Source organism: Streptomyces sp. NPDC050546 (assembly GCF_044457425.1).
Lineage (GTDB): Bacteria > Actinomycetota > Actinomycetes > Streptomycetales > Streptomycetaceae > Streptomyces.
On sequence record NZ_JBITGX010000009.1, the window covers coordinates 295284 to 302381 of the forward strand.

Below are 7098 nucleotides of genomic sequence, written 5' to 3' on the forward strand. Positions count from 1 at the left end.
TGAGCGATGGGGCCGCACCCTTCGGGGTGCGGCCCCATCGTCGTATCCGGATGCGTCGCGTGGCATCTGGATGAGCCCTATCTGGTTTCACGTGAAACACCGTGTTTCACGTGAAACAGTCCGACGGCCGCTCCCGGTCGTCAGCGGGTCGCGCCCGTCACCATCCAGCGGCCTGAGCGGCTCCGGAGCCACAGGGTCAGCATCCGCATGGTCATCATCAGCGTCATGGATGCCCAGAGGGCGGTGAGTCCACCGCCCAGCACCGGAACCAGCAGGGCGGCCGGGGTGAAGACCGCCAGGGTGAGCACCATCGCCCAGGCGAGGTAGGGACCGTCACCGGCGCCCATCAGTACGCCGTCCAGGACGAAGACGATGCCGGAGATCGGCTGTGAGAGGGCGACGATGATCAGGGCGGGCAGGGCCGCGTCCTTGACGGCCGAGTCACTGGTGAACAGGGGCAGGAACGCCGGTCGGGTGAGGACGACCAAGACACCGAGGACGACCCCGACGGCGATACCCCACTCCACCATGCGCCGACATGCGGCGCGGGCGCCCTGTGTGTCACCGGCTCCGAGATAGCGCCCGATGATGGCCTGCCCTGCGATGGCGATGGCGTCGAGGGCGAACGCGAGCAGACTCCACAGGGACAGGATGATCTGATGGGCGGCGATGTCGGCATCCCCGAGTCGGGCGGCGACCGCCGTGGCGATCATCAGGATCGCCCGCAGGGAGAGGGTGCGGACGAGCAGGGGCACACCGGCCTGAGCGCAGGCCCTGATCCCGGCGGCGTCCGGGCGCAGGGAGGCGCCGTGCTTCCGCGCTCCACGCAGAACCACCGCGAGGTAGACCGCGGCCATGCCGCACTGGGCGATGACGGTGCCCCAGGCGGATCCGGCGATTCCCAGGCCTGCTCCGTAGACGAGCCCCGCGTTGAGAGCGCCGTTGGCCACGAAGCCGATGATGGCGACGTAGAGCGGGGTCTTGGTGTCCTGCAGGCCGCGCAGAATGCCGGTCGCGGCGAGGACGACGAGCATGGCCGGTATGCCGAGCACGGAGATGCGCAGATACGTGATCGCGTAGGGGGCTGCCGCGTCCGAGGTGCCGAAGAGGTCCACGAGGTGGGGTGCCGTCGGCAGCGCGACGGCGACGACACCGGCGCCGAGGATCAGAGCCAGCCAGATGCCGTCCATGCCCTGTCGGATGGCGGCCGGGAGATCACCCGCGCCGACCCGACGGGCGACTGCCGCTGTCGTGGCGTAGGCGAGGAAGACGAAGACGCTGACGGAGGTCATCAGCAGGGCCGAGGCGACGCCGAGACCGGCGAGTTGGGCCGTGCCCAGATGGCCGACGATGGCGGTGTCGGTCATGAGGAAGAGGGGCTCGGCGACGAGCGCGCCGAAGGCCGGCACGGCGAGTGCGACGATCTCTCGGTCGTGCTGTCTCCGGCCGGTTCGAGGGCGCGCGGGGGCCTGTGTCATGTGCACCAATCTAATCGTCCACAGGTAAGAGATGCAAAGCTTTTGTGACCCTTACCATTCGGCCAGAGGTGCGCACTGCCGTGCACCATTCGAAGCGATCTTGGGCCGGTTGGGGAAGTTTTTCTTCTGCACAGCCGGTGGACGGCAAAGTTGCAGGTCAGATCGGTTTCTCTCTGATGGGGCGATGCTTGTTCACAGGCCTGTCCACCGGGTCGTGCACAGGTTTCGCCGAGTTCTCCACAGCATCTGGGCCGTCGTCCACATGGCCTGTGGATAACCAGATTGGCTGACGGTGCCGACGGGCCTACGGTAGTCCGGCGCCCGCTCCGTCCGTCGGTTGGGAAAACGTCACAAAACCGACGTCCAGTAACCGGAGTTGGGCCTCTCATTTGTCAGTGCCGTGCCGTAGAAAAGAGAGGCACGGCGAGGTCTGCTGCGGCGGACGGGAGGAGGTGGCTCGGTGAGCATTTCCGAGCCCTTGGACGACCCGTGGGCCGACAGCGGGCCCAGTGATCGTCTGCCCTCCTCCCGCCGACGTGGTGACGGCGCCCGGGGCCGCGACGAGCAGCACGAGCGCGGCAGGGACAACGGGGAGTGGGACGGCGGCGGAAGCACATCGTTCGAACGGGTACCGCCGCAGGACATCGAGGCCGAGCAGTCCGTCCTCGGCGGCATGCTGCTGTCCAAGGACGCCATCGCTGACGTCGTGGAGATCCTCAAGGGCCACGACTTCTACAAGCCGGCCCACGAGACGATCTACCAGGCCGTCCTCGACGTCTATGCCAAGGGCGAGCCGGCCGACCCCATCACCATCGCCGCCGAGCTCACCAAGCGCGGTGAGATCAACAAGGTCGGCGGGGCCTCGTATCTGCACACCCTCGTCCAGACGGTGCCCACGGCGGCGAACGCCGCCTACTACGCGGAGATCGTCCACGAGCGTGCCGTCCTGCGGCGCCTGGTCGAGGCCGGTACGCGCATCACCCAGATGGGATACGCGGCCGACGACGACGTGGACGAGATCGTCAACCGCGCCCAGGCAGAGGTCTACGCGGTCACCGAGCAGCGCACCAGCGAGGACTACCTGCCGCTGGGCGACATCATGGAGGGCGCGCTCGACGAGATCGAGGCGATCGGCTCACGCAGCGGTGAGATGACCGGCGTGCCCACGGGGTTCACGGACTTCGACTCGCTCACCAACGGTCTGCACCCAGGTCAGATGATCGTCATCGCCGCGCGTCCCGCCATGGGTAAGTCCACGCTCGCGCTGGACTTCGCGCGGGCCGCGTCGATCAAGAACAACCTGCCGAGTGTCATCTTCTCCCTCGAGATGGGCCGCAACGAGATCGCGATGCGTCTGCTGTCCGCCGAGGCGCGTGTCGCCCTGCATCACATGCGTTCCGGCACGATGACCGACGAGGACTGGACACGGTTGGCCCGGCGCATGCCGGACGTCTCGGCCGCACCGCTCTTCATCGACGACTCGCCCAACCTGTCGATGATGGAGATCCGCGCCAAGTGCCGCCGCCTGAAGCAGCGCAACGACATCAGGCTGGTCGTCATCGACTATCTCCAGCTGATGCAGTCCGGTGGTTCCAAGCGTGCCGAGAACCGTCAGCAGGAGGTCTCGGACATGTCCCGTAACCTCAAGCTCCTCGCCAAGGAGTTGGAGATCCCCGTCATCGCGCTGTCCCAGCTGAACCGTGGTCCCGAGCAGCGCACCGACAAGAAGCCGATGGTCTCCGACCTGCGTGAGTCCGGATCCATCGAGCAGGACGCCGACATGGTGATCCTTCTGCACCGCGAGGACGCCTACGAGAAGGAGTCGCCGCGCGCGGGCGAGGCCGACCTGATCGTGGCCAAGCACCGTAACGGCCCGACGGCGACCATCACGGTCGCCTTCCAGGGCCACTACTCACGGTTCGTCGACATGGCGCAGACCTGACCTGACCGGGGTGTGGGATCTCAGATTCCGTGGCCACATCTCACGACTGCCGACCACCCGGTGGCCAGTCGGCCACGAACCTGAGACGGGCTGGTCAGTCTGTTCACTCTCTCGAGTGCGTCAGACGTTGCAGACCCTCCACGGACAGTCTCCTGGCGGCGCGCCGGGTCAGCCACTCGCGCCGTTAGGGGCCTGCCGCGCACCTGCCCGGAAGGCCCCGGCAGGTGCGGTGGAAGGAATTCGTGCCCTCGTTGTGCAACCGCGTGGGGAACCCGCTCAGATGACCACGACTCGGCGGCCGCGACTGTGGCCGGCCTGGCTGTCGGTGTGCGCCGCCGCGGCATCGGTGAGCGCGTACGACTTCTCGACCGGAATGTGGAGCTTCCCTCGTGAGATGAGGTCGACCGTCTCGGCGAGTGCGTCCGGCACGCTCCCCGCCGCCCCGGAGAACCGGACGTCCAGCTCCGGCGCACCGAGATCGGCGATGGAGATCACCTTGCGCGGGTCACCTGTCAGCTCGACGAGTTCGCGGATCACGCCCGAACCGGCCAAGTCGAGCGCCGCGTCGACGGTGCCGAGCCGCCGCACCCGCTCGACCCAGCCCTCGCCGTACGTCGTGGCGAGGGCCCCCATGCTCCGCAGGTAGTCCTGGTTGGCGGCGCCAGCCGTGCCGATAACCCTGATGCCGCGCTCGCGGGCGATCTGCAGCACCGCCGAGCCCACTCCTCCGGACGCGCCGCTCACCAGGAGCGTCTGCCCCGGCCGCACACCCGTCTCCCGGATAACGCGCAGCGCGGTCTCCACCACCGAGGGGTATCCGGCCGCCTCCTCGAACGTCAGGCCGTCGGGCATCCGGGCCCAGGCCCCGAGGACGGCGAACTCGGCGTAGGTGCTTTCCCCTTCGCCGAACACGTGGTCGCCGATCTCGACTCCTTCGACCCCCTCGCCGATCTCATCCACCACCCCCGCCGCGTCCAGGCCGACCCCGGAAGGCAACTCGACGGGATGAGCACCCAGGACCTGGCCCTCGCGGAGCCTCCAGTCGACGGGGTTCACGCCTGCCGCGCGTACGGCGATGCGTATCCGGCCGGGACCCGGGTGGGGCTCCTCGGCATCTATGAGGTGCAGGACGTCGGGGCCGCCGAACTCGGAGAAGCTCACTTTCTTCATGCCGCCGACCGTAACACTAACGGTTAGCTTTTAGTGACTGTTATGAATTCGTACCTGTTAGCATCACGTCATGACCGTGCCGACCGGACGCCGTGAACGCAAGAAGGCCGCGACCCGCCAGAAGATCGCCGACACCGCCTTGCGGCTCTTCCTGGAGCGCGGGTACGACGCCGTAGGCATCCGCGACGTGGCCGCCGAGGCCGATGTCGCCGTGACCACGCTCTTCTCCCACTTCGCCTCGAAGGAGGCGCTGGTCTTCGAGCTGGACGAGGACTTCGAGCAGCGCCTCACTCGCGCAGTCACGGACCGGGCGCCGACGGAACCGCTCATCCCGGCGCTGCGCCAGGAGATCCGGGCCATGGTGCGGCACTGCACGGCGGACGGCGGCGCGCCCGTCTACCGCATGATCGACGAGTCACGCGCCCTGCGGGAGTACGAGGTGCTGATGCGGCTGCGCCACGCGGATGCGCTGGCCGCAGCCATGGCCGCGGGCCCCGGGCTGACACCGACCCCGACAGCCCGCCGGGCGATCGCGCGATTCGTGATCGACGCCTACGCGCTGGCCCGCGACGCGGCCGATCCGGACGCCGCGGTGGACGAGATCTTCGAGCTGATCGAAGCAGCCTGGGAAGCCGCCCGCCCCTCCTGACGCACGTGAGGAATTCTCACACCAGGCAGCACAAGGCCCCGTCGGCAACGAGGAGCTTCAGCCTGTCTGTGGAACGGTTCTGGCGTTCTGGGCTCGGCGTTCGTCGCGCTCGACCGTGGACCAGCTCCCGCGGCGGCCCGTTGCGGACACCTCGCAGGCCGGCCGCCGAGGCGAGGAACTGACACGGAGCTGAGACCGCGGTCGGCTGACACGCTGTGAGAGTGTGCGAGAGCGCCCAGATCACAGCATCGCTGGATGACACGGGCGCTGAGAACCTACGCGTGGTTCCGCCCGCGCGACGCCAGCCCGGAATGTGCTCGACGCGGGACGCCGGGGCGGGTGGACTGGGGCCCATGACGACATCTCAGGAAGAGCTGCTTCCCGGCACGCGTCGCGCACTGCTGCACCGGATCGCCGTCGCCCAGGCCGAAGGACGGGCGCCGTCGCTCGTCGCAGCCGTAGTGCGGGACGGGAAGCCGGTGTGGACAGGCGCGCGGACCTCGGTGGCGGGGCATGCGCCCGACGAGAACGTGCAGTACCGGATCGGCTCGATCACCAAGACCTTCACGGCGGTTCTCGTCCTGCGGCTGCGCGACGAGGGCGCGCTGGACCTCGGGGATCCGCTGGAGAAGCATCTGCCGGGCACCGGTGTGGGGGAGGCGACCGTCGCCGAACTGCTCGCGCACGCCGGAGGGCTGGCGGCCGAGACGCCGGGGCCGTGGTGGGAGCGGAGCCCCGGATCGCTGCGGCCCGAACTCGCCGATGTGCTGGGCGAGCGGGCCTTGCTGTCTCCGCCCGGCCGCCGGTTCCACTACTCGAACCCGGGCTACGCGCTGCTCGGCGCGCTCATCGAGAAGCTGCGCGGCGCCTCCTGGGAGGAAGTCCTTCGGCGCGAAGTGCTCGAACCCCTGGAGTTGCACCGCACGAGCGTCCGGCCCCAGGCGCCGCATGCGGGTGGCTGGGCGGTGCATCCCTGGGCCGACGCGATGCTCCCGGAGCCCACCGAGGATCTGGGGCGCATGGCCCCGGCCGGGCAACTGTGGTCGACCACGGGTGACTTGGGGCGCTTCGCGTCCTTCCTGGTCAACGGCGACGAGCGGGTGCTGAGCGCCGAGTCGCTGCGGGAGATGAGGACACCGGCAGCGCCCCACGACGCGGCGGACGTGGCGAGCGGCTACGCCTACTGCCTGGGGATGGAGATCCGGCGGCGGAACGGGCGGTCCCTCGTCGGACACACCGGTTCGCTGCCCGGCTTCCTCGCGTGCCTCATGATCGGTGTCGAGGAGGACGTGGCCGCGGTCGTCCTGGCCAACTGCACCTCGGGCCCGCTGCTGTTCTCCGTCGCCGCCGACCTGGTTCGCATCGTCGCCGAGGCGGAACCACGCATCCCCTCTCCGTGGAAGCCCTTGAGTGATGTCGACCCGTCGATGCTGGAGCTGACGGGTCAGTGGTACTGGGGGACGCACGCTTTCGCGCTACGGCTGACGGCCGACGGGCTCGTCTCGCTGGGGCCGCTGTCCGGCAGTGGCCGCCGTTCTCGGTTCCGTCCGAACGGCGACGGCACCTGGACGGGACTGGAGGGCTACTACGCCGGCGAGCTCCTGAAGGCCGTACGGCGGCCGGACGGATCCGTGAGCCATCTGGACCTCGGCTCGTTCGTGTTCACGCGTCAGCCGTACGACGAGGGGGCTCCTGTGCCGGGTGGAGTCGATCCGGAGGGGTGGCGCGGGATCGGCTAGGCGGCGACAACGAGGGGGGGGGGGTTTGTCGGGGAAAACAAACCCCCCCCCATGACCCGCGAAAGTTTTGGGTTTATAACCCGGGGGGGGGGGGGAAAACCACCCCCACCAAAAATACAT

Annotated in this window: 5 protein-coding genes; 3 read left to right on the forward strand and 2 right to left on the reverse strand. The window is 68.7% G+C overall.

The features are described from left to right. Positions 1–140: 140 nt before the first annotated feature. Positions 141–1478 (reverse strand): MATE family efflux transporter, encoded by a 1338-nt coding sequence (locus tag ACIBK5_RS23870; protein WP_399022197.1) that lies wholly within the window; start codon positions 1476–1478, stop codon positions 141–143. A gap of 460 nt (positions 1479–1938) precedes the next feature. Here ACIBK5_RS23870 and dnaB point away from each other — a divergent pair, with 460 nt between their 5' ends. Continuing rightward, positions 1939–3420, forward strand: a complete 1482-nt coding sequence (gene dnaB, locus ACIBK5_RS23875) for a replicative DNA helicase (protein WP_399022199.1) — start codon at positions 1939–1941, stop codon at positions 3418–3420. 276 nt (positions 3421–3696) lie between these two features. Here the strand turns inward: dnaB and ACIBK5_RS23880 are convergent, their stop codons facing one another. After that, positions 3697–4590: an NADP-dependent oxidoreductase gene (locus ACIBK5_RS23880; protein WP_399022201.1), complete on the reverse strand. Its 894-nt coding sequence runs from the start codon at positions 4588–4590 to the stop codon at positions 3697–3699. Positions 4591–4660: 70 nt separating this feature from the next. Here ACIBK5_RS23880 and ACIBK5_RS23885 point away from each other — a divergent pair, with 70 nt between their 5' ends. Further along, the gene (locus ACIBK5_RS23885; RefSeq protein ID WP_399022203.1) at positions 4661–5239 is read left to right on the forward strand and encodes a TetR/AcrR family transcriptional regulator; all 579 of its coding nucleotides are present in this window, start codon (positions 4661–4663) and stop codon (positions 5237–5239) included. Between the two features lie 353 nt (positions 5240–5592). Further along, a complete protein-coding gene (locus ACIBK5_RS23890) occupies positions 5593–6978 on the forward strand; it encodes a serine hydrolase domain-containing protein (protein WP_399022205.1) in 1386 nt (461 codons plus the stop codon). The last annotated feature ends 120 nt before the right edge of the window (positions 6979–7098 follow it).